The sequence below is a fragment of the Streptomyces massasporeus genome, from assembly GCF_014648995.1.
Taxonomy (GTDB): domain Bacteria; phylum Actinomycetota; class Actinomycetes; order Streptomycetales; family Streptomycetaceae; genus Streptomyces; species Streptomyces massasporeus.
Map to the genome: position 1 here is coordinate 66280 of NZ_BMSE01000001.1, position 25720 is coordinate 91999.

25 protein-coding genes are annotated in these 25720 nt (G+C 72.0%); 9 read left to right on the forward strand and 16 right to left on the reverse strand.

From position 1 onward, the window contains the following. Window positions 1-250 precede the first annotated feature (250 nt). The gene (locus IE153_RS00290; RefSeq protein ID WP_189587516.1) at window positions 251-2638 is read left to right on the forward strand and encodes a SpoIIE family protein phosphatase; all 2388 of its coding nucleotides are present in this window, start codon (window positions 251-253) and stop codon (window positions 2636-2638) included. Window positions 2639-2792: 154 nt separating this feature from the next. Continuing rightward, window positions 2793-4022, forward strand: a complete 1230-nt coding sequence (locus IE153_RS00295; RefSeq protein ID WP_229828570.1) for an SLC13 family permease — start codon at window positions 2793-2795, stop codon at window positions 4020-4022. A 10-nt stretch (window positions 4023-4032) separates the two neighbouring features. Here IE153_RS00295 and IE153_RS00300 read toward each other — a convergent pair whose 3' ends face one another. Further along, a complete protein-coding gene (locus IE153_RS00300) occupies window positions 4033-6444 on the reverse strand; it encodes an RICIN domain-containing protein (protein ID WP_229828573.1) in 2412 nt (803 codons plus the stop codon). 374 nt (window positions 6445-6818) lie between these two features. Beyond that, window positions 6819-7805: a helix-turn-helix domain-containing protein gene (locus tag IE153_RS00305; protein WP_438817886.1), complete on the reverse strand. Its 987-nt coding sequence runs from the start codon at window positions 7803-7805 to the stop codon at window positions 6819-6821. 69 nt (window positions 7806-7874) lie between these two features. Between IE153_RS00305 and IE153_RS00310 the strand changes: the two genes are divergently transcribed. Further along, entirely contained in the window at window positions 7875-8717 is an 843-nt protein-coding gene (locus IE153_RS00310) for a phytanoyl-CoA dioxygenase family protein (RefSeq protein ID WP_189587518.1), read from the forward strand. A 17-nt stretch (window positions 8718-8734) separates the two neighbouring features. Here the strand turns inward: IE153_RS00310 and IE153_RS00315 are convergent, their stop codons facing one another. From IE153_RS00315 to IE153_RS00325, 3 genes are all read right to left on the reverse strand, one after another. After that, on the reverse strand, window positions 8735-9703 hold the full coding sequence (locus tag IE153_RS00315; protein WP_189587519.1) for an aldo/keto reductase: 969 nt from the start codon (window positions 9701-9703) through the stop codon (window positions 8735-8737). 131 nt (window positions 9704-9834) lie between these two features. Beyond that, window positions 9835-10371: a flavoprotein gene (locus IE153_RS00320; RefSeq protein ID WP_189587520.1), complete on the reverse strand. Its 537-nt coding sequence runs from the start codon at window positions 10369-10371 to the stop codon at window positions 9835-9837. A gap of 28 nt (window positions 10372-10399) precedes the next feature. Next, window positions 10400-10858 carry a nuclear transport factor 2 family protein gene (locus tag IE153_RS00325; RefSeq protein WP_189587521.1) on the reverse strand — a complete coding sequence of 153 codons (459 nt, stop codon included), beginning with the start codon at window positions 10856-10858 and terminating at the stop codon, window positions 10400-10402. Between the two features lie 91 nt (window positions 10859-10949). Between IE153_RS00325 and IE153_RS00330 the strand changes: the two genes are divergently transcribed. Further along, a complete protein-coding gene (locus IE153_RS00330) occupies window positions 10950-11501 on the forward strand; it encodes a TetR/AcrR family transcriptional regulator (protein WP_189587522.1) in 552 nt (183 codons plus the stop codon). Between the two features lie 9 nt (window positions 11502-11510). On the opposite strand, the gene IE153_RS00335 is transcribed toward IE153_RS00330, so the two are convergent. Further along, window positions 11511-11708 carry a ferredoxin gene (locus IE153_RS00335; RefSeq protein WP_189587523.1) on the reverse strand — a complete coding sequence of 66 codons (198 nt, stop codon included), beginning with the start codon at window positions 11706-11708 and terminating at the stop codon, window positions 11511-11513. 14 nt (window positions 11709-11722) lie between these two features. Next, window positions 11723-12919 (reverse strand): cytochrome P450, encoded by a 1197-nt coding sequence (locus IE153_RS00340; protein ID WP_189587524.1) that lies wholly within the window; start codon window positions 12917-12919, stop codon window positions 11723-11725. 350 nt (window positions 12920-13269) lie between these two features. Here IE153_RS00340 and IE153_RS00345 point away from each other — a divergent pair, with 350 nt between their 5' ends. Further along, complete coding sequence (locus IE153_RS00345; RefSeq protein ID WP_189587525.1) at window positions 13270-13902, forward strand: LysE/ArgO family amino acid transporter; 633 nt, start codon at window positions 13270-13272, stop codon at window positions 13900-13902. Window positions 13903-14007: 105 nt separating this feature from the next. Next, a complete protein-coding gene (locus IE153_RS00350) occupies window positions 14008-14457 on the forward strand; it encodes a nitroreductase family deazaflavin-dependent oxidoreductase (RefSeq protein ID WP_189587526.1) in 450 nt (149 codons plus the stop codon). A gap of 88 nt (window positions 14458-14545) precedes the next feature. Here the strand turns inward: IE153_RS00350 and IE153_RS00355 are convergent, their stop codons facing one another. Beyond that, complete coding sequence (locus tag IE153_RS00355; RefSeq protein ID WP_189588509.1) at window positions 14546-15466, reverse strand: cation diffusion facilitator family transporter; 921 nt, start codon at window positions 15464-15466, stop codon at window positions 14546-14548. A gap of 139 nt (window positions 15467-15605) precedes the next feature. Here IE153_RS00355 and IE153_RS00360 point away from each other — a divergent pair, with 139 nt between their 5' ends. Continuing rightward, window positions 15606-16631, forward strand: a complete 1026-nt coding sequence (locus tag IE153_RS00360) for a glutathione S-transferase family protein (protein WP_189587527.1) — start codon at window positions 15606-15608, stop codon at window positions 16629-16631. A 36-nt stretch (window positions 16632-16667) separates the two neighbouring features. After that, window positions 16668-16964, forward strand: a complete 297-nt coding sequence (locus IE153_RS00365) for a DUF4235 domain-containing protein (RefSeq protein WP_097222433.1) — start codon at window positions 16668-16670, stop codon at window positions 16962-16964. Between the two features lie 143 nt (window positions 16965-17107). On the opposite strand, the gene IE153_RS00370 is transcribed toward IE153_RS00365, so the two are convergent. Next, complete coding sequence (locus IE153_RS00370; protein WP_189587528.1) at window positions 17108-17500, reverse strand: VOC family protein; 393 nt, start codon at window positions 17498-17500, stop codon at window positions 17108-17110. A 79-nt stretch (window positions 17501-17579) separates the two neighbouring features. Further along, entirely contained in the window at window positions 17580-18047 is a 468-nt protein-coding gene (locus tag IE153_RS00375) for a pyridoxamine 5'-phosphate oxidase family protein (RefSeq protein WP_189587529.1), read from the reverse strand. A 594-nt stretch (window positions 18048-18641) separates the two neighbouring features. Here IE153_RS00375 and IE153_RS00380 point away from each other — a divergent pair. Next, on the forward strand, window positions 18642-20084 hold the full coding sequence (locus tag IE153_RS00380) for a hypothetical protein (RefSeq protein ID WP_229828578.1): 1443 nt from the start codon (window positions 18642-18644) through the stop codon (window positions 20082-20084). Between the two features lie 47 nt (window positions 20085-20131). On the opposite strand, the gene IE153_RS00385 is transcribed toward IE153_RS00380, so the two are convergent. The 6 genes from IE153_RS00385 to IE153_RS00410 all read right to left on the reverse strand — a co-directional run bounded on the left by IE153_RS00385 (window position 20132) and on the right by IE153_RS00410 (window position 25699). Beyond that, window positions 20132-21376, reverse strand: a complete 1245-nt coding sequence (locus IE153_RS00385) for a cytochrome P450 family protein (protein ID WP_189587531.1) — start codon at window positions 21374-21376, stop codon at window positions 20132-20134. After that, window positions 21373-21975: a GTP-binding protein gene (locus tag IE153_RS00390; RefSeq protein ID WP_031111003.1), complete on the reverse strand. Its 603-nt coding sequence runs from the start codon at window positions 21973-21975 to the stop codon at window positions 21373-21375. The genes IE153_RS00385 and IE153_RS00390 overlap by 4 nt, the downstream gene beginning before the upstream one ends. Then, entirely contained in the window at window positions 21956-22327 is a 372-nt protein-coding gene (locus tag IE153_RS00395; protein ID WP_031111004.1) for a DUF742 domain-containing protein, read from the reverse strand. Before IE153_RS00395 ends, IE153_RS00390 begins: the two co-directional genes overlap by 20 nt. Next, complete coding sequence (locus IE153_RS00400) at window positions 22324-22734, reverse strand: roadblock/LC7 domain-containing protein (RefSeq protein ID WP_003994857.1); 411 nt, start codon at window positions 22732-22734, stop codon at window positions 22324-22326. The genes IE153_RS00395 and IE153_RS00400 overlap by 4 nt, the downstream gene beginning before the upstream one ends. A gap of 4 nt (window positions 22735-22738) precedes the next feature. Beyond that, complete coding sequence (locus IE153_RS00405) at window positions 22739-24466, reverse strand: sensor histidine kinase (RefSeq protein WP_189587532.1); 1728 nt, start codon at window positions 24464-24466, stop codon at window positions 22739-22741. A 288-nt stretch (window positions 24467-24754) separates the two neighbouring features. Beyond that, window positions 24755-25699 carry a GlxA family transcriptional regulator gene (locus IE153_RS00410; protein ID WP_189587533.1) on the reverse strand — a complete coding sequence of 315 codons (945 nt, stop codon included), beginning with the start codon at window positions 25697-25699 and terminating at the stop codon, window positions 24755-24757. Between the last annotated feature and the right edge of the window lie 21 nt (window positions 25700-25720).

The window sequence follows — 25720 nt, forward strand, 5'->3', positions numbered from 1 at the left end:
CTCCCTCATCAGGGCCCAGAAGTACTCACAACTGATCGCGAACAAACAGATTCTGTCGACGTGTCACACACGGCCGTCAAGGGTGCGGAGGGGTTCTTCTGCCTCATGGACGACTTCGACCCCATTTATGCCGTTCCCCCGGCCGGGAAGGCGGCACCGGGGTTACCGGTCCACGCCGGGCGCCTACGGACTACGCTGGAACTCAACTGACTTCCCTGTTCACTGTGAGTGTCCGTATGGAGTCGCGACGATGAGTCCGGACGAGGCGTTGGACGATGGCGTGGCCGCGCGTGCCGTCATCGCCGTCGACGGCACGCTCACCGAGTGGAGCGAGGGCGCCCGCCGTCTGCTGGGCCACACGGCCGCCGAGGTCGTGGGCCGCCCCGCCGCCGACCTGCTGGCCGACGGCGCGGACCCGCCGGCCGTGCCGGACGACTCCCGCTGGAGCGGCACGGTCACCCTGCGCCACCGCGACGGCCACCCCGTCACCCTCTGGGTGCTCGCCCACCGCCGACCGCCGGACGCGGCGGAGGCGGTCGACTGGCTGGCGGTGTCCCCGCCGGAGGCCGCCGACCACGCGCTCGCGGACGACCCGCTGGTGCGCATGGCGCTGACGCAGTCGCCCTGCGCCACGATGATCTTCGACGAGCGGCTGCGGCTGCGCGGCGTCAACGAGGCCATGGCCGATCTGCTGGGACTGCCCGCCGGGCGGATGCTGGGCCTCAGGCCCACCGACGTCGGCAGCCGGCCGCCGAACGCCGAGCTCGAGGAGAATCTGCGCCGGGTGCTGAGCACCGGCCGGCGGCAGGACATGCAGACGTACATGAAGGCGACCGGCGAGGACCGGGGCGCGCACGCGTGGCTGGCCCGGATGGCGCCGCTCACCGACGGGGCGGGCCGGGTGCGGGGCGTGTGCGTGACCGCCCACGACTTCTCCGACCAGTACCGCGCGCGCGAGCGGTTGCAGCTGGTCAACGAGGCCAGCGTGCGCATCGGCACCACCCTCGACGTCACCCGTACCGCACAGGAGCTGGCGGACGTGTGCGTCCCGGCGCTCGCCGACTTCGTCAGCGTCGACCTGCTCGACCCGCAGGAGCACGGCGGCGAGTCCGCGGGACCGCCGGTCCCACCGCTGAGTCTGCGCCGGTCCGCCCACCAGTCGGTGAACAAGGGCAGTCCCGAGGCCGTCGCCAAGCCCGGGCAGGTGGACGTCTACCCGGAGAACTCCCCGCAGTCCGCCTCGCTGGTCGCGGGGCACACCGTCGTGGCCTCGGGCTCCTCCGGCGACCTCGAGCGGTGGCTGGCCTGGGACCCGGTGCGCTTCCAGCGGATCCAGGAGTACGGCATCCACTCCACGATGTCTGTTCCGCTCCAGGCCCGGGGCACGACCCTCGGGGTGGCGGTCTTCACCCGCTTCCGGCGCCCCGAGGCGTTCACCGTCGACGACGTGCTGCTTGCCGAGGAGGTCACGGCCCGGGCCGCCGTCTGCATCGACAACGCGCGCCGCTACTCCCGCGAGCGCGAGACGACGCTCACCCTGCAGCGCAGTCTGCTGCCCCGCACCCTGCCGCACACGGCGGCGGTCGAGGCGGCCTCCCGCTATCTGCCGGCCACCCGCTCCGGCGTGGGCGGCGACTGGTTCGACGTGATCCCGCTGTCCGGGATGCGGGTCGCCATGATCGTCGGTGACGTCGTCGGGCACGGCATCCAGGCCTCGGCCACCATGGGCCGGCTGCGCACCGCCGTCCGCACCCTCGCCGACATCGACCTGGCCCCCGACGAACTGCTCACCCACCTCGACGACCTGGTCGTCCGGCTGTCGGAGGAATCCGGCGGGGACAACGGCACCGGCGAGGTGGGCGCGACCTGTCTGTACGCGGTCTACGACCCGGTCTCCCGGCGCTGCACCCTGGCCCGGGCCGGGCATCCGCTGCCCCTGCTGGTGCCGCCGGACGGCCCGGCGCGGCAGCTCGACCTGCCTTCGGGGCCGCCGCTGGGCGTCGGGGGGCTGCCGTTCGAGTCCGCCGAGGTGGAGCTGCGGGAGGGCAGCGTCCTGGCGTTCCACACGGACGGGCTGCTGGTCAGCCGGGAGCGGGACGTCGACGCGAGCGGCCGGATGCTCCGCGAGGCGCTGTCGGCGCCCTCCGACTCCCTGGACGAGATCTGCGACCGCGTGCTGCACACACTGCTCCCGCCGGGCGGCTCCAGCGACGACGTGGCCCTGCTGCTGGCCCGCACCCGCGGCCTGCCGTCCGCCCAGGTCGCCACCTGGGACATCCCCGCGGACCCGGCACTGGTGGCGCCCATCCGCAAGCAGGTCGTCGACCAGCTCGAACGCTGGGGGCTGACCGAGGCCACGTTCACCGCCGAACTGGTCGTGAGCGAGCTGGTCACCAACGCCATCCGCTACGGCGCCCCGCCCATCCGGCTGCGGCTGATCCATGACGCGGCCACCCTGATCTGCGAGGTGTCCGACACCAACCACACGGCGCCGCACCTGCGCAGGGCCAAGACCTGGGACGAGGGGGGCCGCGGGCTGCTCCTGGTCGCCCAGCTCACCCAGCGGTGGGGCAGCAGGCACACCGGCGAGGGCAAGACGATCTGGGCGGAGCTGGCCCTGCTCGACGACGAGATCTGAGTCACCGGCGGCACGCGCCGCGGGCAGGCGGGCGCCGGCCGGGCTTCGGGGCCCTGGAGGGTTTCTTACCCACGCCTGGTTTCATGGGCGGGCACCGCCTGATCGCGCCCCGGAGGACCCCGCCCTGAACACCCTGCTCGCCGAAGTCCTGTCCGTGACGCTGCTGACCGCCGTGCTCGTCTGGGCCGTCGCCCGCCCGAAGGGCCTGCCGGAAGCCGTGCTGGCGGTGCCCGCCGCCGGGATCGCCGTCGCCCTCGGAGTCATCTCTCCGGATCACGCCTGGGAGGAGATCCAGCGGCTGGGGCCCGTCGTCGGCTTCCTCGCGGCCGTGCTGGTGCTCGCCCACTTCTGCGACGTCGAGGGGCTGTTCACCGCGTGCGGGGCGTGGATGGCCCGCTGGGCGGCCGGGCGGCCCACGCGCCTGCTGACCGCGGTGTTCGCGCTGGCGTCCGTCATCACGGCCGTGCTCAGCCTGGACGCCACCGTCGTCCTGCTCACTCCGGTGGTGCTCGCCACCGCGACCCGCATGGGCGTGCAGGCACGGCCGCATCTGTACGCGTGCGCCCATCTGTCGAACACGGCCTCGCTGCTGCTGCCGGTCTCCAACCTGACCAACCTGCTGGCGTTCACGGCGAGCGGCCTGAGCTTCACCCGCTTCGCCGCGCTGATGGCGCTGCCGTGGCTGGTCGCGATCGCCGCCGAGTACCTGGTGTTCCGGCGGTTCTTCGACGAGGACCTCGCGGCGCCCCTCCCCTCCCCCGAGGCCGAGCCGCGTCCCGAGCCGCTCCCGCTGTTCGCCCTGGTCACCGTCGGCTGCACGCTCGCCGGGTTCGTGGTGGCCTCCGCCGTGGGGATCGCGCCGGCGTGGGCCGCGCTGGCCGGTGCGCTGGTGCTGGCCGGGCGGGCCCTGGTGCGGCGGCGGGCCACCCCCCTGACGGTGGTGCGGTCCGCGGCCCCGGCCTTCCTGGCGTTCGTGCTCGCGCTGGGAGTGGTCGTGCGTGCGGTCGTCGACCACGGGCTCGCCGACGCGCTGCGGCGCGTGCTGCCCGGCGGATCGGGCCTGCTGACGCTGCTGGGTGTGGCCGTGGTGGCCGCCGTCCTGGCCAACCTCATCAACAACCTGCCCGCGGTGCTGGTGCTGCTGCCCCTGACCGCCGGGTCCGGTCCGGGCGCCGTGCTGGCGGTGCTGCTCGGTGTGAACATCGGCCCCAACCTGACCTACGCCGGCTCTCTGGCGACCCTGCTGTGGCGGCGGATCGTGCAGCAGCACGGGAACCGGGTCGAGCTCGGGGAGTTCACCCGGCTCGGGCTGCTCGCGACACCGGCGGCGCTGGTGCCGGCCGTGGTGGCCCTGTGGCTGTCGCTGACCGTCGTCGGGGCCTGAACCGGCCCGGTCAGCGGTGGCCGCCTCCGCCGTAGCCGTAGCCGGGGTAGCCGTAGCCCGGGGTGCCGTACGGACCGTCCGAGTCGCAGTAGTAGCCATAGCGGTGGCAGGGCGATTCGGTGGCGGCCGGGCTGCTCGGGGTCGGCTGCGGGGCCGGGGACGTCGCGGACGGCCTCGGGGTCGGCTCGGGCGTCTTCGACGGGGTGGGGGTCGGTGTGGGCGCGGTGCGCGGGACGGGAGCGGCGGCGTTCCAGTTGACGGACTCCATCCGGAGGTCCGCCTTGGAGGTGTCGATCACCCAGCGCTGGACCTCGTCTTCCGCCCGGGCCTTGAGAACCAGGGCTCCCGAGCCGTCGGTCGCGGCCGGGGTGAGGGCCAGGTCCTGGTCCGAGCGGGGCACCAGGGCGCCCTGCAGGGTGAAGTCGTAACGGATGTTCTTCGGGTCGGGCCGGGACGCGCCCGTACAGGGGGCCAGCCGCACCGAGTATCCGAGCTGCGAGTCCAGGCACAGGTCCGGAGCGGCGCCGTTGCGCAGCAGCCCGTCGGTCTCGTACGTCCACTGCTGGGCTGCGTCAGCCGAGCAGGTGGTGAGCTCGGCCTCCCCGCCCTCCACGGCCTTCTCGCCGTCGATGCCCACGCACAGGCCCGAGGAGACATTGTGCAGCCGGCCGCGCAGGGCGCCCTTCTCGGCGTCGCCCGCACCGGCCCAGGACGAGTCGCGGCTCGCCTCGCCCGCGTCGGAGTCGGGGACCTCCCCGGTGGGCCGGTCGGCACCGGCCGGCGCGCCGTCGCCGGAGTTGCCGGTGGACCACAGGACCAGCGGCAGGACGACCAGACCGCTGACGGTCAGCACGCCCACGGTGAGGTTGCGCCGCCGGGCGGTACGGCGGGCCGCCTTCTGGGCGGATCTTCGCGCGGCGGCCCGGGAGCCTTCGGCACGAGGGGCCCGGGGTGCGGGGGCAGGCGGTACGGAGACGTCCGCGCGGGCCGGAGCCGGCACGGTGGCCGCGGCCGGGGCCACGCCCTCGGGCCTCGGAGGTGGCGGCGGCACGGCCGCCGGGCCGCCCGGATCGGTGAACGACTCCCCGACCGCGCCGGCGAGGGCGACCGGGTCCGGGAAGGCCTCACGCCCCTCACGTACCGGGCCGGGGAACGCCTCACGCGCCGCATGAACCGGATCCGAGACGCCCTCACGTGCCGCACGCACCGGATCCGAGACGCCCTCACGTGCCGCACGCACCGGGTCGGCCGGGAAGCCCTCACGAGCCCTGCCGACCGGGCCCGGGAAGGCCTCGCGCCCCTCGCCGGTCGGCCCGGGGAATGTCTCGCGGGGTGGGCGAACCGGTTCCGGAGCAGCCGCACGCCGCTCACGTGCCGGCCCGGGCGTCTCGCGGGGTGCGCGAACCGGGTCCGGAATGATCTCGTACGTCAGATCGACCGGGTCGGGGAAGACCTCGCGCGCCAGGGCGACCGGGTCCGGGAACAGTTCACGCGCCGCACCGGCCGGCATCACGGCGGCGGCCGCACCGGCCGCTGTCCCGGGTCTCTCGGGCTTCCCGGCATGCCGCCCGCCCCCGGCGCTCTCCGCCGCCTCGTGCGCCCGGCGCTCCGCGTAGTCCCGCCCACCCCAGCCCAGCACCGCCTCCGAGAGGGCGACACCGAGGTCGTGATTGAACTGGTCGAGCTGGTCGGCGGCGGCGCTGCAGTGCCCGCAGCCCTCGATGTGCGCGCGTAGATCCGGGTCGAGGTCGAGACCCCCGCGTCGGTACGTCACGTCGAGCAGGCGCAGATAGCGCCGGCACTCCTCGTCGGGGGCGAGTTCACGGTGCAGCTGAAGGGCCTCCTCGCGCAGCCGGTCCCGGGCCCGGCCCAGTTCGACCCGCGCGCCCTCCTCGTCCAGCCCGAGCAACCCGGCCGGCGAGGTGAGCGGTTCGGCCTCGACCTCGACGTGCCACAGCAGACAGCGCGCGGACTGGGGCAGCCGCTGGAAGGCCCCGGACAGCAGGCGTCGGCGCGGCGAGGGCAGCAGCCGGGAGGCGGGCCGGTCCCCGTCGCCGGTCCCGGCGAGCAGGTCCGGGTGGAGCGTGTCGCACCGGTGGTCGCCGGCCCACTCGGCCGCGATGCGCCGCACGGTGAGGAGCAGGTGGGGCCGCCACGCGGAGGTCGGGCCGTTCTGTCGGAGCGTTTCGCCGAAGAGGCGGGTGAAAGCCGCAGTCGTGAGCATTCCCGCGGAGCGCGGGCCGTCGGTGCACAGCCGGGCGTAGGCGAAGGCCGCCTCCCAGTGCCGGTCCAGCAGTTCGCCGACGGGGTGAAGTGCGGGCGTCGCCCCGGTCCACTTCCTGAGCTCCGCGCTCAGTTGCTCGTCCGTCGCGCCGAACCTGCGGGCCGAGGCCGGGGAATTCGACGGGCCTGCGTCTTTCAAGGCTGCATTCCTCTCAAGGACATACGGAATAAAGTCCGTACCAAGGGGTATGCCGGCCCGGCGGCCTCGCGCATACGAAAGAACGGCGTGTTGTGGACACGCCGACAGGGCACACCTTTGCACAGCTCAGCGACAGGGAACAAGTGAACCAGCGGTTTCGTGCATTGCGCGTGCGGCCAGCGCCTTTTGACAAAATGTCAATCAAGTGAGCGAAAGGCATTTCCATGACGCCTCCCCCCTTTAGCCGCTCGCATTCGGCCCCCTCCGGCACCGGCCCGGAAACCATTGACGCACCGCCTGAACAGCAGCTCACACCGTCGTCCCCGTTCTGGGCGCCGGTCTTTCCCGCCCGGCCGCAGAACCAATAGCGCCGCTCAGCCGGACGGATCGTCGTGCGTCGTGCGGTACGCCCCGGGTGGTTCCCCGTAGCGCTCGCGAAAGGCGCGGTTGAAGTGGAACGGGCTGACGAAACCCGAGGCCGCGGCGACGCGCTCCACGGGCAGGTCGGTGCTCTCCAGCAGCCGGGCCGCATGACGCAGCCGCGCCTCGCGCAGGGCGCGCATGGGCGACTGGCCCAGCTGACGGCTGAACAGATGGGCGAAGCGCGACGGTGACAGCGCGACGCCCCCGGCGAGCGAGCGGACGGTGTGCGGGGCGCCCGGGTCGGCGTCGATCAGCTCCTGGGCACGGCGGATCCGTGCGTCGAGGCCGGGCCGGGGCGCCGTCGGCCGGGCACCGGCGGTGGTGAGGAGGACGACCTCCTCCAGCGCGCACAGGGCCAGCTCGCGGGCCGCGCTGCCGTGCGCCACGGCGACCTGCGGGTTCAGGGGTGACGCGTCGGGCGGCGCCTCGGTGCCGGTCCAGCGGGCGTCGGCGTGCATCCGCCGGAACGCCGTCCCGACGCGGCCCCGCACCCCGGCCGGGGCGGAGATGACCGCGTACATCCCGTCGCCGGTGCCGTACGGCCGCAGCCACGTGACCCAGGACGGGCGGGCCTGGCAGTGCACCCACCAGAACTGCCAGTGCGGGGCGCCGGGCTCGACGGCGTAACCGTGCGGGACGCCGGGGGCGAGCACGACCAGGTCGCCCGCGCCGGCCGTGGTCCGCGCACCGCCCTGCCACAGCCCTCCCCGGCCCGCGGTGGTCCAGGTGAAGAGCCAGCTCGCCGATCCGTGCGGCCGGTTGACGCCGTAGCCGGGCGGCTGGTCGAAGTGACCGAGCACCACCAGCCCGGGGGGCGGGGCGGGATCCCCGCCGTCCCCGGTGGCTCCCGTGTTCCCCGAGCTCCCGGTGTTCTCGCCGTCCCCGGCGTCCCCGCTGTCCGGGTGAGCAGCAGCGTCGGGCAATCCGTCAGCACGCACGGGCATCCTCCTCCACGTCTGGGTGGCCTAGCGTTCTGGACCGAGGACACCTGACCGAGGAGTGCGTTCATGACAGTCACGGGCAACGGCGCCGTCGGCGCTTCCATCCTGGACCCCGCCGGGCTCCGGCGGTACCGGGAGGGGTTCGAGGAGGACGGTTTCACCGTGGTGCGCGGGCTCTTCGGGTCCGACGAGATCGATCGGCTGTGCGGCGAGTTCACCGCGCTGCGGGCGGCCGGTCCGGTGCCCGGGCACTTCGAGCCGCGCGCCGAGGACGGGCCGGGCGCCGACCCGCTGCACGTCTGGCCGCGGGTGATGCACCCGCACGAGATCAACGGCCTCGCACGCGAGGTCCTGCTGGACGCCCGGCTGCGGGCGGTCCTGGAGGCCCTCCTCGGGGAAGAGGTGCTGGCCGCGCAGAGCATGTTCTACTTCAAGCCGCCGGGGGCCCGGGGGCAGGCGCTGCATCAGGACAACTTCTACCTGCGGGTGGAGCCGGGCACGTGTGTGGCCGCGTGGGTGGCCTGCGACGTGATCGACCGGGAGAACGGCGGATTGGAGGTCGTGCCGGGCACGCACCGCATGGACGTGTTCTGCCCGGAGGTGGCCGACTCGGACGTGTCCTTCGCCCGGGAGTACGTTCCGCCGCCGCCGGGGCTGGCGCCGGTGCCGGTGGACATGGCGCCGGGGGACGTCCTGTTCTTCAACGGGAGCCTGGTGCACGGCTCACAGCCGAACCGGGCGCCCGAGCGGTTCCGCCGGTCGTTCATCGGGCACTACGTGGGGCGGTCGGCGGAGCGGATCGGGCGGTTCTACCGGACGCTGGCGATGAGCGGGGCGAGGGTGGAGCTGGCGGAGAGCGAGGGGGCGGGCCCCTGCGGAACGGAGTTCGAACCGCAGGGCCCGCACTGAGCTTCGAGTGACCTGTCTCAGTGCCCGGCGACGGGGTGGGGACCGTACGGGCGCTGCAGTTCCTCCCGTTCCTTGTCGCTCAGCTCGATCTCCACGGCGGCCACCGCGTCCTCCAGGTGCCCGGGCTTGGACGCGCCGACGATCGGGGCGGTCACCGTGGGCTGGTGGAGGAGCCAGGCGAGGGCGATCTGCGCGCGGGAGACGCCCCGCTCCCCGGCGATGCGGGTGACCGCCTCGACGATGGCGCGGTCCCCTTCCTGGTACAGGGTGCTGCCGAAGCTGTCGGTGGCGCTGCGCTCGGTGGTGGTGTCCCAGTCCCGGGTGAGCCTGCCGCGGGCGAGCGGGCTCCAAGGCAGGACGCCCACGCCCTGGTCCGCGCACAGGGGCAGCATCTCGCGCTCCTCCTCGCGGTAGATCAGGTTGTAGTGGTTCTGCATGGAGACGAAGCGGGTCCAGCCGTTCAGCCGCGCGGTGTACTGCATCTTGGAGAACTGCCACGCGTACATCGAACTCGCCCCGATGTAGCGGACCTTGCCCGCCTTGACGACGTCGTGCAGGGCCTCCATGGTCTCCTCGACCGGGGTCTGCGGGTCGAAACGATGGATCTGGTAGAGGTCGACATAGTCGGTGCCGAGGCGGGTGAGGCTCTGGTCGAGCTCGGTCATGATCGCCTTGCGGGACAGTCCGCCGCCGTTCGGTCCGGGGCGCATCCGGCCGTGCACCTTCGTCGCGAGGACGATCTCGTCGCGGCGGGCGAAGTCGCGCAGAGCCCGGCCGACGATCTCCTCGCTGGTGCCGTCGGAGTACACGTTCGCCGTGTCGAAGAAGGTGATCCCCGCTTCGACCGCCTGCCGGATCAGCGGCCGCGAGGCCTCCTCGTCGAGCGTCCACTCGTGCGTGCCGCGGTCGGGCAGACCGTAGGTCATGCACCCCAGACAGATCCGCGAGACGTCCAGGCCCGTCGAACCGAGCTTCACGTACTGCATCGATGCTGCTCCTGCCTTCGGAGGGTTTCCACGGGGAGCGTACGTGTTCGATCGCACTCGAAGTCGCGGCCGACGGGGGCGCCTGACGGGTCGTCACCACGGCCGTGACCGCTGCCGACGGCGTCCGGCTGTCAGCCGCGCCCGACCAGGTCCAGGGCCCGTTCCCACCCGAACTCCGGCCGGCCGCCGTCCTCCCCCGGCTCTCCCGTGTACGGCTCGCCGAACCGCACGCCCATCCCCCGCAGCCGTCCGACGCTGTCCCGGTAGGCGGGGTGGGCGGCCAGCGCGCCGGCCACGCACGGCAGGACGGCGATCGGCACCCCGAGCCCCGCGACCTCGCACAGGGTGCCCAGGGCCAGGGTGTCGGCGATGCCGGCCGCCCACTTGTTGACGGTGTTGAAGGTGGCGGGCGCGACGACCACGGCGTCCGGTGCCGGAAAGGGACGCGGCTCGCCGGGAGCGCGCCAGGCGGAACGGATCGGGCGGCCGGTCTGTGCCTCGACGGCGGCGGTGTCGAAGAAGCCGTTCATCGCGACGGGTGTCGCGATGACGCCCACCTCCCAGTCCCGTTCCTGCGCTGCGGTGATCAGCTTGCTGACGTCCGCGGCGATCCCGGCGGCACAGACGACGACGTAGAGGAAGTTCTTGCGGGCGGCCTGTTCGGTCATCCGGGAAACCCTAGCGACTCCCCCGGACTCACCGGAGGGGGAAGATGTCTCCGCGTTCCGACTCCGGCCGGGGGCCGTGGATCCGGCGCTCCTTCTCCTCGATCCGCACGTCGTTGATGCTCGCCTCGCGGCGGGTCATCAGGCCGCGCTCGTCGAACTCCCACAGTTCGTTGCCGTAGGAGCGCCACCACTGCCCGTCGGCGTCCCGGCACTCGTACTGGAAGCGGACGGCGATGCGGTTGCCGTCGAAGGCCCACAGGTCCTTGCGCAGCGCGTACTCCCGCTCGCGCTCCCACTTGCGGGTCAGGAACTCGGCGATCTCGGCGCGGCCGGTGACGAAGGTGCCGCGGTTGCGCCAGACGGAGTCCGGCGCGTAGGCGAGGGCGACCTTGTGCGGGTCACGGGTGTTCCAGGCGTCCTCGGCGGCCTGGACCTTCTGCGCGGCACTCTCGCGGGTGAAGGGCGGCAGCGGCGGGCGTTCGGTCATGAATCCTCCCTGACAGCACGGGAGAACGAGCGTTCTCCGGGTGGCTGCTACCGTAGGAGAACGCTCGTTCTCACGTCAAGGAGGGTCGTTCATGGACAGCGCACTGGCCCGGGAGCGGGCGCTGGACGCCGCCGAGGAGCTGTTCTACGGGCGGGGGGTGCAGTCCGTCGGCATGGACGACGTCCGCGGCACCTCCGGGGTCTCGCTGAAGCGGCTCTACCAGTTGTTCCCGGCGAAGGAGCTGCTGGTGGAGGCGTACCTGGAGCGGCGCGACACGCGCTGGCGCGGACGGCTGGCCGAGTACGCGGAGCGGCACGGGGAGCCGGATGAGCGGATCCTGGCCGTGTTCGACTGGCTCGGGATGTGGTTCGCCGAGCCGGGCTTCCGGGGCTGCGCGTGGCTCAACGCGTACGGCGAGCTGGGCGCCACCTCGGAGCGCGTGGCCGGCCAGGTGCGCGCACACAAGCGGGCGTTCCGGGAGTACCTGGGCGCGCTGGTGGCGGCGGCGGAACGGCCCGACGCGCTGGCCGGACAGCTGTTCCTGCTGGCCGAGGGAGCCATGGTCACAGCGGGCGTGACCAGGAGCGCCGAGCCCGCGGCCGAGGCGCGCGAGGCGGCCCGGCGACTCCTGGAGGCCGGGTGAGATCCGGGGTCAGCCCACCGTCTCGGACACGCTGATGGCGCTGACCGGGCAGGCGCGGGCCGCCTCCCGAAGCAGCGGGCTGCCGCTGTCCTCGGCGCCGGGCAGCAGAGTGCTGTAGCCGTCGTCGTCCTGGGTGAAGACGTCCGGGGCGGTCAGGGCGCACTGGCCCGCGCCGATGCAGACGTCCTGGTCGATGTCGATGTGCATGTGGGGAAAGCCTCTTACCAGGTCACGGGGAGTTCCAGCAGCCCCTGGATGGTGTCGCCGGGCTTGAAGGGGATCTCCTCGGCCGGGGCGGCCAGGCGCAGGGTGGGCAGCCGGTCGAAGAGGCTGTGCAGGGCGATCTCCAGCTCGGCCCGGGCGAGGTTCTGGCCGAGGCACTGGTGGATGCCGAAGCCGAACGCGACGTGGTGCCGGGCCGGGCGGCTCCAGTCGAGCGTGTCCGGCTCGGGGTAGACCGTCTCGTCGCGGTTGATGACGGAGGTCGCGAAGACCACTCCCTCGCCCTTGCGGATCGTCGTCCCGGCCACCTCGATGTCGTCCACGGCGAGGCGCAGCATGCCGTCCGCGATCGACAGCATCCGCATCAGTTCCTCGACCGCGGCCGGCAGCAGCCGGGGGTCCGCGCGCAGCTCGGCGAGCCGCTCGGGATGCTGGAGCAGGGTGAAGGTGCCGAGCGAGATCATGTTGGCGGTCGTCTCGTGGCCCGCGACCAGCAGGATGAGGGCCATGGCGATCAGGCCCTCGCGGTCGAGGTCGCCCTCACGCAGCTGCCGGTGGACCAGGTCGTCCAGGAGGCCGGTGCCGGGGTCCTGCTGCTTGCGGTCGATCAGCTCGCCGAAGTACGTCTCCAGCCGGTCGCGGGCGTCGAGCACGTCGGTGGTCTCGGGGCCGCGCAGCAGCCGTCGCGACTGGGTCTCGAAGAAGTCGTGGTCGGAGTACGGGACGCCCAGCAGGGCGCAGATCACCATGGACGGCACCGGCAGCGCGAAGGCGCTCACCAGGTCGGCGACCGGACCCGCGGCGATCATCGCGTCGAGCCGTTCGTCCACGATCTGCTGGATCCGTGGCCGGAGTTCGACGGCCCGCTTGAGGGTGAAGTCCCCGACGACCATCCGCCGCTGGGCGCGGTGCTCGGGGTCGTCGACGCCGAGCAGGGCCGTTCTGCGGTTGCGGACCCCGGCGAAGCGCTTGGTGGGGGCGGGGAAGCCGGGCCGGTCGCGGTTGGACGACAGGCGCGGGTCTGCCAGCAACGCGCGGGCGGTGGCGTGCCCGCTGACGAGCCATGCCTCGCGTCCGTCGAAGAGGGTGATGCGGGTCAGGGGGCGTTCGGTGCGCAGCGCGTCGTAGGCGGCGGGCGGGTGGTAGGGGCAGGTCCGGCTCTGAGGGAAGGCGACGTGTGCGGTCGTGTCCGTCATGAAGACCTCGCAGACGAGTAGTGCGTCGTACCGATCTTCATTAGATGCCCCAGGCATCTAATGGGGCGACGCGAAGTTCGGCCAGATCGCCGACGCCGGCAACATGGCCGGGGAACGCCGCCTCCCTGCTCGAACACCGGGGGCGCAGGCGCGTGTTGCGGGTTCACCGTCCTTGCCGGGGCGCGGGTGCGGCGGCGCCGATTCGAAAACCGGTTGTCGGCGGGGCCGGGCAGGCCTCAGGATCCGGCCATGCCTACGTTCACCGTTGCCCTGCCGTTGTCCGCCGCCGCTTCCGCCGCGGGCCGACAGCAGCAGTCCGGCCGCCGGGGAGGACCGACGCCGCCGCGGTCATGACGGCCGCGCTCGTCGCCGGGCTGCTCGCCGGGTACGGCATCGCCGTCCCCGTGGGCGCCGTCGGGACCTACCTCGTCTCCCTCACCGCCCGCACCACCCTGCGCACCGGTGTCTGCGCCGCGCTCGGCGTCGCCACCGCCGACGGGCTCTACGCCCTCGCGGCCACCCTCGGGGGCACCGCTCTGGCGTCCGCGCTGCGGCCGGTGCTCGGTCCGCTGCGCTGGGTGTGCGTAGCGGTGCTGCTGGCCCTGGCGGCATGGGGCGCCGTCACCGCGCTGCGCGAGTACCGCGGCCACCGGCTCGCGACCCGTAACGCCCCCGCTCCCCCGGGCCCCGCCCGGGCCTACCTGGGTCTGCTGGGCATCACCCTGCTGAACCCCACCACCGTCGTCTACTTCGCGGCCCTCGTGCTCGGTTCCCAGGCCACCGGCCCGGCCGGTCCACTGGAGCAGGGCGTGTTCGTGCTGGCCGCGTTCGCCGCCTCCGCGAGCTGGCAGGTGCTGCTGGCCGGGAGCGGCGCCCTGTTGGGCCGTGCGCTGACCGGCCACCGGGGGCGGCTGGCGACGGCTCTGGTCGCGAGCGGCGTGATGACGGCTCTGGCCGTGCGGATGGCGCTCGCGCCGGGGTGAGGGCCGTTTTCCGGCCCGATCCGCCCCGGTGCGGATGATTCCCGGGGGCATGGGTGTTCAAGACGGGTGGCGATGAGCCGCGGACGCGACGATGGGACGGATGCCATGCCTCTCGAAGGCGAGTACGAACCCAGCCCGACGCAGTGGGTGCGCAAGCAGGTCGAGCTGTACGAGAGCTCCGGCGGCAAGGAGGGGACGACGCTTCAGGGCTCGAAGATGCCGGTCGTCGTCCTGACCTCGCGCGGGGCGCGGAGCGGGAAGCTGCGCAAGACGCCGGTGATGCGGGTGGAGCACGAGGGGCGCTACGCCGCGGTGGCTTCGCTCGGCGGGTCGCCCAAGCATCCGGTCTGGTACTTCAACCTCCTGGCCGATCCGCACGTGGAGCTCCAGGACGGGCCGGTGAAGCAGGACATGACCGCCCGTGAGGTCACGGGCGAGGAGAAGGCGGCCTGGTGGGAGCGGGCCGTCGCGGCCTACCCGGCGTATGCCGACTACCAGAAGAAGACGGACCGGGAGATCCCGGTGTTCGTCCTGGAGCCGGCCGAGGGCGGCTGAGCACGGGGCCGGCTGCCCCGTGCGGGCAGCCGGCAAAAAAATCTTGCTCCCCGGGTGTGTGAACCCGCACCGAGGGGGCACGCGAGGTTCAGGCCCCGCCGCGTTCCCCCGTCGCGGCGGGGCTTTCTGCTGCCTCACGGGCGAGCCGGTCCGTCACGTCGAGGAATATCTGGTCCGCCTCGGGCACCGTCCGCGCGATGGATCGCTTGATCCGGACGGCGACCTCCTCGACGCGCTCGCTGTCCAGGCCGGGCACGAGGTCGACACGGGCGGCCACGAGGGCCGTGTCCAGTCCGGTCTTCATCGTGAACAGCGCCTCCACACTGTCGATCTCCGGCTGGGCCCGCAGCAGTGACTCGATCCGCCCGCTCGACTCCGGGTCGGCCGCCTCGCCGATCAGCTGGTCGCGGGCGTCGCGGCCCAGCCGGAAGGCCACGTAGACCAGGAGCGCGCCGATCGCGAGCGAGGCGGACGCCTCCCACACCACCTGGCCGGTGACCATGTGCAGCGCCATGCCCACGATGGCCAGGGTGACGCCGAGCACCGCGGTGCCGTCCTCGGCGACGACCGTGCGCAGGGCCGGGTCCCGCATCCCGGCACCGGCGCCGCCCTGCTTGCGCACCTGGTAGAGCGCCCGCAGCAGCGAACCGCCCTCCGCGAGGAGGGCGATCCCGAGCACGATCAGGCCGGCCACATAGCCGCCGAGTTCCTCCTCCGCACCGCTCGCCAGGGCCTCGAAGCCCTGGAAGAAGGAGAAACAGCCGCCCATGACGAAGATCCCGACGGCGGCGAGGAGCGACCAGAAGAACCGCTCCTTGCCGTAGCCGAAGGGATGACGCCGGTCGGCGGGGCGGCGGCTGCGGCGCAGTGCCGCGAGCAGGAACACCTCGTTCAGGCTGTCGGCCACCGAGTGGGCCGCCTCGGACAGCAGGGCGGGCGACCCCGCCGCCAGGCCGCCGATGGCCTTGGCCACCGCGATCACCAGATTGGCCGCGAGCGCCACCAGCACGGTGACGCGTGTCCTGCGATCACTTCCTTCATCAGTCACCCACGCCGATTGCCCCGGTCGGCGGTGCTCACACCGTGCCGTCGGCGGAAAACGGGGAACGCGTTCACCAGGGTCCACGTACGGCAAGGAGGTCACCCCCATGAGCCGCGACGACGGCGACGACGGCAACACCGGCTACGGAAGGAGGACGTTCAAACGGTCCAAGGCGCATTTCGCGGACCGCATCACCGCGGACGGCCGGGACGGCTGGCCGGTCGAAGCCGGCCGCTACCGTCTGGTCGTCAGCCGCGCCTGCCCGTGGGCGAGCCGGTCGCTGGTCTCCCGGCGGCTGCTCGGCCTGGAGGACGCCCTGTCCCTGGCCGTCGCCGACCCGCTCCAGGACGACCGCAGCTGGCGCTTCACACTCGACGAGGACGGCCGCGACCCGGTCCTCGGCATCCGCTTCCTCGCCGAGGCCTACGACCGGCGCGAGAGCGACTACCCCGGCGGGGTCAGTGTGCCGGCGATCGTGGACGTGCCCAGCGGACGGCTGGTGACCAACGACTACCAGCAGCTCACCCTCGACCTCGCGACCGAGTGGACGTCCCTGCACCGGGACGGCGCGCCCGACCTGTACCCGGACAAGCTGCGCGACGAGATCGACGAGGTGATGGCGGGCGTCTACGAGGACGTCAACAACGGCGTCTACAAGGCGGGGTTCGCCACCGGGCAGGAGGAGTACGAGGCCGCCTGCGCCGGGGTGTTCCGCCGGCTGGAGCTGCTCGCGGACCGGCTGGAGCGGCAGCGGTACCTCGTCGGCGACACGATCACCGAGGCGGACATCCGGCTGTTCACCACGCTGGTGCGCTTCGACGCGGTCTACCACGGCCACTTCAAGTGCAATCGCTGGAAGCTGACGGAGAATCAGGTGCTGTGGGCGTACGTCCGCGACCTCTACCAGACGCCCGGGTTCGGCGACACCGTCGACTTCGACCACATCAAGCGCCACTACCACCAGGTGCACACGGGCATCAATCCGACCGGCATCGTGCCGCTCGGCCCGGATCTGTCCGGCTGGCTGACCCCGCACCACCGCGAGGAGCTGGCCGGCCGCCCGTTCGGTGACGGCACACCGCCCGGGCCGGTCCGCCCCGAGGAGCGGATCCCGGCGGCGCACACCCCCTGACCACCTTCACCCCCCTTCAGCTACCAAGGAGTTCCCGTGGCAAAGAAGAAGAAGATGTCTCTCGCGTACCAGCCCCTCGGGTTCGTGCTCGGCTGGTCGGGCGGCTGGCTGGCCGGGCTCGCCTTCCGCAAGACGTGGATGGCGATCCGGCACGAGGAGGACGCGCCCGACGCGCTGGACAAGGACCGCGGCTGGGGCGAAGTGCTGCTGGCCGCGGCGGTCCAGGGCGCCATCTTCGCGGTGGTGCGCAGCGCCGTGGACCGTGCCGGTGCCAAGGCGATCGAGCGTTCGACCGGAACCTGGCCGGCCGGCGAGAAGGGCGGCCGGGACTGACACCGACGCGGCCCCGCCCGGCACCGTACCGGGCGGGGCCGCGCTGTGCTCGGCCGTTCCTCTGGATCGTCTTCGTGGTGGGCGCGGCTCGGGGCGCAGGACGACGGCCAGGGCCTGCCGGCGCCGCCGTGCGTACGCCGGACTCAGCCCTGCTTGGGTGCCGTCGGGGCGGTGCGGCGCAGGGTGAAGGAGTGGCCTGCCGGGTCGGCGTAGCCGCGTTCCTCCAGGGGGCCCGAAGGGTCCTTGGCCTCCAGGGGGCGGCCGCCGAGGCCGATGACGCGGCGTTCGACCGCGTCGAGGTCGTCGACCACGAACTCCAGGTGGGCCTGGAGGGAGTTCTCGGGGCGCGGCCAGCTGGGCGGGGTCGCGTTGACGTCCCGGCGCAGTGCGATCCGGAAGCCGTCGGGGCTCTTGATCTCCACCCGGTTGGCGGTGGCGTCCGACTCCTCCCCCTCCAGCAGTTCCTTGTAGAACGCGGCGAGCTTCTCGGGCTCGGCGCAGTCGAGCACGACGACCCCCGCTTTCACCAGTGCCATGTCTCCTCCGCAGGATTCCGGTCGCGAGGCGGTCGTGCCGCGCGGACCCGTACCTTGCGGATATCCCGGAGCGGCGGATTCAGTCGGTCTTCAACCACCGTCCGTCGCGCATGAGTTCGCGCCCGTCGAGCTCGTCGGCCTCCCGCCAGGCCTGGATCCGCCGCGGCACGACACGGAAGTAGAGGTACGGCGTGGCCAGCCTGCGGGGGTCGAACCCGGTCTTGGCGGCGAAGAGTTCGGCGTCCTGCTCGGTCAGCTCGCCGGGCTGGACCGTCTCGACGGTGCCCTCGACGAGGACGACGTCACGGGTCGGCCCGATGCCCACCCGGGCCCGGCCGGAGGCGGCCAGATTCCGTCCGGTGGGGCTGGAGGCGGGCGTGGCGAACAACAGGTACGAGCCGTTCCACAGGAAGGACAGCGGGACGAGGTACGGCGTCCCCGACGCGCCGTCGGCCGTGGCGACCCACGCGTCCACGTCGTGTTCCAGGCGGTGCAGGGTGTCCTTCTTGCGCTGCTCGGCGCTGCGTACGGGTGCGGACGTCGTCATCGGTGTGCCTCCTGAGAAGTCGTCGGACAGACCGAGTCCAGTGTGCCGCCGGGCAACCGCAGAGGCCCGGCGGACGCGACACGCCGAGTGAGGGACGAGGGAGTATACGCAGCTCAGGAGCCTTGAGCAGTAACGGACATCACGGTCCGGTCACGCGTAGATCAATTTGACGTTGGGCAGATTGGTTCCGCTTCAACTTTCGTGCCACGAACCCCGGTTCGAGCGGATGGGCGCTCACCCTGACCGTCCACCCGCAGAGGCGGGGAAATTCGTGCTGCCGTGACCACAGCTTGAAGGGAGACCCGTGTGAAACCTCGAGTCGTTGGCGGTGGTCCGGAGATTTCCACCGACACCTTCCTCCCTGCCCGTCCGAGCGCCCAGCTCCAGTCCGCGGAGGCGGGGAACTCCCTGGCCCGCCTCTTCGCTCACCACACAAAACGGTGCACGGACGAGTTCCGCGCTTCCCAGAACGCCGCTCAGCAGCGGCTGGACACACTCCGATCCCCTCACTCCAGGACCACGTTGCATGTCGAGGGAGCCCTCCGTCTGGCGCCGCGCGCATTCCTCCCGCCCGACGAGGAGGGCTCCGCCAGGTTGCAGCGGCTCGACGCCGGCCTGCGCGTGATCGAGGCAGCCTTTCCCCAGGTCAGCACCGATATCGAGCTCTGCCGACTGACCTGCGCGATGCTGGAAGGGGCATGGAGGAGCCGAGCACTCGCCGCGCCGCGCGAGGAGGAGCGGACCGCCGTGTGCGACTGCTCGCTGTGCGGTCGGCTGCCCACGCCCCCCGAGCGCACGCCGGCTGACTACGGTTGGCGGCAGAGCGCCGGTCGTCCCCTCACAGTCAAGACCTGGCCCTACGCCAGGGAACTCGACAGCGTCCTGACCGGTGGATGGGTCTTGGCCCGGGTGTTGAACGACTTCGAACGAGACCTCGGCTACCGCCACCGCTTCGAGGACGACATCCTGCTCTTCCACGAGTACAAGCGCGTGATCGACACCATAGACACCACGCACCTCACCCAGCTCATTGAAGCCCGCCTGGCCGAGAACTTCAGCACCAACACCGCACGTGCCCTGGTCTGCGGCCTCTACGCGGCCCACAAACGATCGGCGGACGAGTACTGGCTCCAGCAACACCACGCGGGCAGCGTCGTACTCCCCCAGACCAACCCGCTCGGCCAGAGCGCCTACTCCGTCCTGCAGATGATGGACTGCCTGTTCTGGCACGTCTCGCCCGACACAGAGCTCTGGCAGGAAGAACACCTCGCCTCCTTGCTGCTGTGCCGCGTCGTCGACGACATGATCGACGTACGAGCCGACGCCCTCACCGGCGAGATCAGCAACTTCTGGCTCGCCGACATGCCCACCCACGTCAAGGTCCTCTACGCCGCCGCCGCCATCGCCCTCATCAAGTACGGCTGCATGCCCGAGGCGCATTCGCCGATGTGGAACACCTGGCTGATGCCCAGCACCATCGTCTGGCTGGGGCTCACGGGCCGCCACGCCCTGTGGTTCGACGGCATCACCCAGGGCCTCCCCCCGGCCGAGGGGTGCCCGTTGTGCGACCTTCAGCCGGACGCGTGCACCGGTGTCCTCACCCACGGCATGACCCTCACCATCGCCCCGCGGCCCACCGCACCGGCTCTGGGCACCCACGCCGCCGAGCTGTCCGCCCGCTGCCGGGCCCAGTACCCAAGGACATGGCCCCTCTTCGACGCCGAGCTCCGTGCCTTCGAAGCACTGCACGGTCCCTGGCACGGCAGCATCGACAGCACCTGGGAGGTCCTGCGCCGCACATACATCACCGCCGTGGAGGCGGCCGGCGACGCACCGTCCACGGCCCGCGCTCGTGAGATCCAACAGGACTCCGGCGCAGTCGGAGCCGAGTTCTTCCACACCCTGCAAGACCCTCGGACCGGGAGGGAGGACATCGCACTGCTCGCCTACATGTTCGGCTGCGCCCACCCGCATTTCCTCTGGAGCGCCACGGGATACCGGCCCTCGGACCTCGCAGGCGACTGGCTCGACGGCTGACGCCGCTGCCCGGTCGGCAGAGCCGGCCGGGCAGCGGCCTTCCGGGCCTATACGTCGAACTCGACCGGCAGGCTGTCCAGCAGCGACATCCATGTGGACGCGGTCGAGGTGAGCTCCCCCGACGGCACGGCCAGGCGTAGGCCAGGCAGACGGTGCAGCAGGACGTCCACCGCGATCTCGATGACGGCCATCCCGATGCTCTGCCCCGGGCACTCGTGCGGGCCCGCGCCGAACGCCAGGTGCGCCTGGTTGCCGTGCACCGAGACTCCCAATTCCGGCCGGATCTCGGGGTCGAGGTTGCCCGGGGCGAGACCGATGACGAGCAGGTCGCCCTCCTTGACGCGGTGCCCGCCCAGTTCCACGTCGCCGACGGCGAAGCGCCCCGGCAGGACGGCCAGCGGCGGCGAGTTCCACATGGCCTCCTCCACCACTGCCGAGATGTTCAGCTGACCGCTGATCAGGCCGGAGAGCCGGGAGTCGTCGGTCAGGACCAGCGCCAGCACCCGGGCCAGCAGATTGGTCGTCACATGCGCGGCGATCAGCACCGCGCGCAGGTGGGAGACGACCTCGTCGTGGTCGAGCTCCGCGTGATGCTCCAGCAGGCCGGTGGCAAGGTCGGAGCCGGGTTCCGACCGCCTGCGTTCGGCGAGTTCACCGAGGATCTCTTTGATCACGCCGTCGTGCAGGACGGCGTTCTCGCCGCCCCTCATCACCTGGGCGCAGGACTCGACCAGGCGGCGTCCCTCGGCCTCGGCGAGCCCCAGAACGCGCGCGACCACGATCATCGGCAGGCAGTCGGCGTAGTCCGCCACCAGATCGGCGCGGCCGGAGCCCGCGAACGTGTCGATCTGCTTGTTGGCGAAGCGCATGGCGTGGCGGCGGACACCGCGGCCGGCGGCGGACTGCAGGGCGTCGTTGACGGCTCGGCGCAGTCGGCGGTGAGCCTCGCCGTCCTGGGACACGCAGTCGGGACGCCAGGCCAGCATCGGAACGAGCGGAGAGTCGTCCGCGATCCGGCCCTCCCGCAGGTCACGCCATGTCCGCGCGTCCCGGGCGAACTGGAGGGGATTCTCCAGCACTCGCCGGCTGTCCCGGTAGCCCAGTACCAGCCAGGCGGGGATGTCGCCCTCCAGCAGCACCGGTGCGACCGAGCCGTGTTCCTTGCGCAACCGCTCGTAGATGCCCCCGGGGTCGGTCGCGGCCTCCGGCCCGTACAGCCGGGTGAGGTCGCTGCCGTGGTGGGCCACGGGGCAGCCGCGGCCCTGGAGGGAGTGGTCGGTCTGATCGTTCATCGGGGCTCCAGGGCCACGGCCGAGCGTTCCTTCAGATGGTGGATCAGGGCGACGAGTACGTCCCGGCTGGAGGCCCGGTCGCGGGCGTCGAAGGCCACGACCGGCGTGTGCTCGGGGATGTCCAGGGCGTCCCGGATCTCCTCGGCCGGGTAGTTCCGGGAGTCGGGGAAGACGTTCAGCGCGACGACGAAGGGGACCTCCTGGCGCTCCATCTCCTCGATCGCCCGGAAACTGGACTCCAGGCGGCGGGTGTCCACCAGGACGATCGCGCCGAGCGCACCCTTGAACAGCCCGTTCCACAGAAACCAGAACCGCTCCTGCCCGGGCGTGCCGAACAGGTACAGCACCAGGCTCTCGTTGATGCCGATCTTGCCGAAGTCGAGGCTGACGGTGGTCTGCGTCTTGTCGGCGACGCCGATGAGATGGTCGACGTCGGCACTGGCCTGGGTGAGGGTCTCCTCGGTGGTGAGCGGCTTGATGTCGCTGACCGACCGGACCATGGTGGTCTTCCCGGTGCCGAACCCGCCGGCGATCATCACCTTCACCGAGCGGGTGTCCCCGCCCGAGCCTCCGGGTTGGTCAAAGCCTTTCAAGTCCACTGAGTACCTCCTCAAGGAGCGCGAGGTCGGGCCCGCGGCCGGCGTCGTGCGCCGGGATGGGGTTACGGGCTTCGACGCGACCTGCGTCCAGCAGGTCCGACAGCAGCACCGCGAGAATGTTGAAGGGGAGCCCGAGGTGAGCGCCGAGCTCGGCGACCGAGAGCGGGTCGCGGCAGCGCCGGAGGATCTCCTCGTGCTCGTGCTGCATGCCCGTTAACGGGGCGGCGCGGGAGACGACGAGGGTCGCCACGTCGAGGCTCGACGCCGAACCGCCCGGTCCGCTGCGCCCGCCGGTGAGGACGTAGTAGCGCTCGAGACCGGACGGGTCCGACGGTCTGCGGGGAGCACTCATCCAGAGTGCTCCTCCAGGCGCGGAGTGGTGCCGAGGAGCTCACCCATCCTGCGGGCCAGGTCCCTCATCTGGTGGCCGAGCAGGCCCTGGTCGAGGCCCTCCCTGGCGAGGACGCCGAGGTACGTCTCCACACCCGCGCGCACGACGAAGAGGTGCCCGCCGTCCACCTCGATCATCGCGAGGCGCAGCTGCCCGGCGTACTTGGGGAACTGCTCGGCGACCGGCTGGGCCAGGGCCTGCAGACCGGCCACCACGGCGGCGAAGCGGTCGACGTCGTCGGGGTCTTCGGCGCCGTAGGAGGTGATGGCCTTGCCGTCACTGGAGGCCACAAGGGCGAAGCGGATCTCCTGGATGCTCTCGACGAGATCGCGGAGCGCCCAGCTCACATCTGTTCCTTGTTGCGTCATGGGACTAGTCGCTCTCTTCGGTGCGGTGCTCGGTGTACTCGCGGCCGGCGAGGGTGTCGCGTTCGCCGGCCGCCTCGGAGGCCTCTGCCGCGTCGCGTCCGGCGGTGGCGAAGGCGGCGAGACCCGAGAAGGACGCGTCCGGCGGGACGGCGGCCACCGTGCCCCGGTCGGTCCGTTCGGCCGGCCTGGGCGCCTCCGTCTCGTTGCGCTTGCTGCGGCGCCGGGGCAGTCCGCCGGGCGTGGTCTCCCCGGTCTCGGCCTGCGCGGCCCGTGACTCGGGCTCGGCGACCGCCTCGCGGGCCGGGGCGGGCGCGGCGGTGCGGACCTGCGGAGTCGGCGCGGCCGGTACGGTCGCGGCCGTCGGCAGCGGGCTGAAGTACTTGTGCGGCACCACGACCACCACGGAGGTTCCGAGCCACGGCGAGTCCGCGAAGGTCACGCGGATGCCGTAACGGCGGGCGAGGGCGCCGACGACGCGCAGACCGATGTTGGCGTCCTCGGTGATGCCGCCGAGGCCCGCGCCGGGCACGGTGCCCGCGAGGGCGTGCTCGGCCTCGCGCTTCTTCTCCTCGCTCAGGCCCTTGCCGGAGTCCTGGATCTCGATGCCGACGCCGTTGGGGACCTCCTTGCCGGAGATGAGCACCGGCTCGGTGGGCGGCGAGTAGCGGGCCGCGTTGTCCAGGAGGTGGGCCAGGATCAGCGTGAGGTGGTCGACGAGGCCGCCGTCGACGCCGAGTTCAGGCAGGTGGCGCACCTGGATCCGGTGGAAGTCCTTGATCCGGCCGATGCCGCCGCGCACCACGCTGAGCAGCCGCTGCGGTTCCTGCCACTGCCGGCCGGGCCGGTCGGAGCCGCCGAGCACACCGATGCTCGCGGCGAGCGAGTCTGCGGGGCCGAGCTCCTGGTCGAGCTCCATCAGGCCCCGGGCGACGGCCGGCAGCCGACCGTGCTCGCCCTGCATCTCGTGCAGCCGTCCACGGAGCTTGCTGGTCAGCACATGGATGCGGTTGCCGATGCTGATCACGGCCTGCTCGGCGGAGGTGGAGCGGTCGAACTCCGCCTCGAGACCGATCAGGGAGGTGCGCAGCAGCTTGCGCAGTTCGGCCTGGAGTTCCGAGCTGACCTTGGCGCACTGGTTCACCGTGGGCAGCAGGTCGTCGATGGCGTCGCCGGAGCGCAGCTTCTCCATCGCGTCGGGCAACTGCTCGTCGGCGAGCCGGGCGACCGCGGCGAGCTGGTGGGAGAGCTGCTCCTGCCAGACCGCGGCCTGGTCGGCGAGCTGGGCCTCGTACGACGTGGCCTGCTCGGTCAGCCGTTCCTCATAGGCCCGGGACCGGTCGGCGAGCTGCGTCTCGTACGTGGCACTCTGGTCGGCCAGGCGCCGCTCGTACGTCGCGTTCTGCTCGTTGAGCTGGGATTCCAGGCCGGCGCGATCGGCGGCGAACTTGCGTTCAAGTCCCGCCACATGCTGCTGCCACTGCTGGTTGTGCTCGGCCTGCGTGGTGCGGAAGGAGCCTTCCGCACGCTGCAGTTGGGCCCGGGTGCGCAGCAGCAGGCGTACGCACACGGCGCCGGCAGCCGTCGCCGCGACGCCGGCGACGGCCACGGTTATTCGCTCCGAGCTCATGAACGTGGCGGCAACGGTCCCGCCTCCCAAGCCCAGCGGCATCAACCACCAGCTGTACCAGGCGACAGGGGCCCGCGCCGCCGGTGGCGGAGTGGCGAGTTCCATCTGCATCCTTCGAAGCAACACGAACGAACAGGGGGGTGTGTGGACCGCACTCATGAGTACGCACCGCGGGTCGACCGGACGCGATCGCGTCAACTCGCAGCGCCGTTCGGAACCTTATCGGGTTTGGACCCGAAAGGATCAACCGTGGCCGCCCGCCGGACGTGAGGGTTCCGTCACGCTCCGACAGAAGGCAACAGGTCGACAAATGGCTTTGCCGTCAGTGGAATTGGCGATGCGTCAGGCCGCACGGCACCCCGCGCAGCGTGCCGTGCGCCGAGGTCGCGGAGGTCAGCGCGCGGTCTGGAACGTGCGGCGGTAGGCCTGCGGAGAGACCCCGATCGCCGCGTTCAGGTGCTGGCGCAGGGACGCGCCGGTCGCGAAGCCGACCCGGCCGGCGATCTGGTCCACCGTCAGATCACTGGATTCGAGCAGATGCCGGGCCCGGACCACGCGCTGCTGGATCAGCCAGCGGCCGGGGCTGAGACCCACCTCGTCGTGGAAGCGGCGGGCGAAGGTGCGCTGGCTCATCCGGGCGTGGCCGGAGAGATCGGCGAGGGTGAGCGGTTCGTCGAGGCGTTCCAGGGCCCAGGCGCGGGTGGCGGCGGTGCTCGCGGCGCCCTGCTCGGGGACGGGCTGCTCGATGTACTGGGCCTGACCGCCGTCCCGGAAGGGCGGGACGACGCAGCGACGGGCGACGCTGTTGGCCAGCCGGCTGCCGTGGTCCTTGCGGACGAGGTGCAGGCAGATGTCCACGCCGGAGGCGGCCCCGGCGGACGTCAGGAACGGATGGTCGTCGACGAACAGCACGTCCGGGTCGAGGTCGACGCGCGGGAACATGTGCCGGAACCGGTCGGCGACCTGCCAGTGGGTGGTCGCCCGGCGCCCGTCGAGGAGGCCGGCGGCGGCGAGGACGAAGGCGCCGGTGCAGATCGAGACGATGCGGGTGCCGGGGCGGATGAGCGCGAGCGCGGCCAGGACGTCGTCGGACACCTCGTCGGCCAGGTGGGAGGGTGCCACGGGCGCGATCACCACCGTATCGGCCGTGGCCAGGGCTTCGGGGCCGTGCTCCACGGTGACGCCGAAGTCGGCGTTGGTGCGCACCGGACGGCCGTCGACCGAACAGGTGAGGACCTCGTAGCGGCCGTCGGCCGCGCCGAGGATCCGGCTGGGGATGCCCAGCTCGAAGGGATACACCCGGTCCAGGGCCAGGACCACCACTCGCTCACGTCGCATGGCACGATTCTATCGAAGGTT